Source organism: Rhodovulum sp. PH10 (assembly GCF_000293785.1).
Classification (GTDB): domain Bacteria; phylum Pseudomonadota; class Alphaproteobacteria; order Rhizobiales; family Xanthobacteraceae; genus Rhodoplanes.
This window is the reverse complement of sequence record NZ_AKZI01000062.1, coordinates 1-902: the sequence shown is the minus strand read 5'-3', so window position 1 is coordinate 902 and position 902 is coordinate 1. Positions and strand designations below refer to the sequence as shown.

Below are 902 nucleotides of genomic sequence, written 5' to 3'. Positions count from 1 at the left end.
GCAGGTCGCCGTGCTCGGCCGAGGCGGCATCGGTCCAGCGCCCGGCGGCGCCAGGACCGGAGTCCGGCCCACTCAGCCGGACGAACATCGACCGGCCAGGCGTGTTGCGCACGTCGCCCACCATCCAGTAGCGACCCTAGCGTCGACCCTTCGACAGATAATGGCGGCAGACCGCCTCGGCGTCCCGGGCGAGACGCCGCGCCAGCTCGGAAGCGTCGCGGCGCATCACGCGACCCTCCCTGACGGGCTGAGGTTATGTTGCGCAGAAGCTGCCGATCCCTCACAAAACGGCCTTCCAGCGCGGGGCCGCAACATAACCAGCGCCGCAACATAATCCGTCTTATGTTCAACTGCACATAAGACCGATGCGGCGACCGGCGAGCACGGTGATCTTCTCGATTTGATCGCGCGCAACTGCCGGCTCCACGATGTTCAGGACGTGCTCGACGAAGCCCGTCGGTTCCTGAGTTTACCGCGGCCCGAGCCTGCCCAGCACATCGCTCCGGCACCGGCCGGCTCGCCTGAATCAGCCCGGCGCCTGTTCGCCATGGGGCAGCCGATCCGGGGCACGCTCGTCGAGAGCTATCTCCGCGCCCGCGGCATCGGCGACCTTCGCTGTCTTCCAGCTCTCCGTTTCCACCCGCGCTGCTTCCATCGCACCATCGAGAACGGTCCCTGCGAGACGTGGCCGGCGCTGCTCGCTGCCGTCACGGATCGAGACGGCACGATCACAGGGCTTCACCGCACCTGGCTCGCCCGCGACGGCACCGACAAGGCCCCGCTCGCCACACCACGTCGGGCCATGGGCCAACTCCTCGGGAACGGCGTTCGTTTTGGCGAACCTGCCGACGTTCTGTAAGCGTCGTGGTCAGGCCACGGCTTTGAGGGCTTGCGGCGGGGCG

At 68.0% G+C, this 902-nt stretch carries 1 protein-coding gene and 1 pseudogene; one reads left to right on the top strand and one right to left on the bottom strand.

Going from position 1 to position 902, the window contains the following annotated elements; genetic code table 11:
• Nucleotides 1-226, bottom strand: a pseudogene (locus tag A33M_RS24915) (DNA primase); the annotation flags it as partial.
• Nucleotides 227-439: 213 nt separating this feature from the next.
• Between A33M_RS24915 and A33M_RS11360 the strand changes: the two are divergent.
• Nucleotides 440-859: a DUF7146 domain-containing protein gene (locus A33M_RS11360; protein ID WP_083850427.1), complete on the top strand. Its 420-nt coding sequence runs from the start codon at nt 440-442 to the stop codon at nt 857-859.
• Nucleotides 860-902 lie beyond the last annotated feature (43 nt).